This window comes from Haloferax sp. Atlit-6N (genome assembly GCF_003383195.1).
GTDB classification, from domain to species: domain Archaea; phylum Halobacteriota; class Halobacteria; order Halobacteriales; family Haloferacaceae; genus Haloferax; species Haloferax gibbonsii.
The window spans coordinates 1-938 of record NZ_QEQJ01000025.1; the positions used below are offsets into that span (position 1 = coordinate 1).

At 70.0% G+C, this 938-nt stretch carries 1 protein-coding gene and 1 pseudogene; both read left to right on the forward strand.

The annotated features are described in order from the left end of the window. Positions 1-134 (forward strand): annotated as a pseudogene (locus DEQ92_RS24185) (diaminopimelate decarboxylase); the annotation flags it as partial. Continuing rightward, positions 131-938: diaminopimelate epimerase (dapF, locus tag DEQ92_RS20915; RefSeq protein WP_115821718.1), on the forward strand; the 808-nt coding region annotated here is incomplete at its 3' end. The pseudogene DEQ92_RS24185 and the gene dapF, both read left to right, overlap by 4 nt.

A 938-nucleotide genomic window follows, 5' to 3' on the forward strand; every position in this document is an offset into this window, starting at 1 on the left:
GCGCGTACGGATACGAGATGTCGAGCACCTACAACTCTCGACCCCGGCCGGCGGAAGTCGCCCTCTCGGAGACGACGGTCCGACTCGCCCGACGACGGGAAACCCTGACTGACCTCACCGAACTAGAACAATGAGCGTACTGCACGACCACGTACCAGTAGAGAAGTACCACGGCACCGGCAACGACTTCATCGTCGTCGACGCCGTCGAATCGATCCCCGACCGCCCGGCGTTCGCCACGACCCACTGCGACCGCGAGACCGGCGTGACACACGAGCGATCGCCACGAACCGGCGCCGACGGCGTGCTCTTTCTCGCGCTCGAGGACCGCTACTCGCCGCCCCGGATCGTGATGACGCTCGTCCAGCCGGACGGCTCCGTCGCGGCGATGTGCGGGAACGGCGCGCGCGTCGCCGCCGCGTGGGGGGCCGAGCGAACCGGCTCCGAGGAGCTGATGATCGACACGCCCGCCGGTACCCGCCGCGCGGATGTCGACGGTGACCACGTCACCATCGAGATGGGCGAACCCACCTTCGCCCCTCGTGACGTGCCGCTGGCTCGCGACGCCGAACTCGTCGAAGAAGACGTCGAAGGCCTCACCGTCACCGCGGTGAACACCGGCGTCCCCCACGCGGTCGCGGTCGTCGACGACGTCGACGACGTGGACCTCGAAGCCGTCGCACCGGACGTCCGCCACGCGGACGTCTTCCCGGAGGGAGCCAACGTCACGCTCGCCTCCCGCGTCGAGGACGACGAGGGCAATCCGCACTTCCGACAGCGGACCTACGAGCGCGGCGTCGAGGGCGAGACCCAGTCCTGCGGGACCGGTGCCGTCGCCGTCGCCGCGGTCGCAAAGCGCCTCGGCCTCGTCGACGGCAGCGCACCCGTGACCGTCAGCCCGCCGGGCGGCGACTTGGAGATCACCGTGCCGGACGACG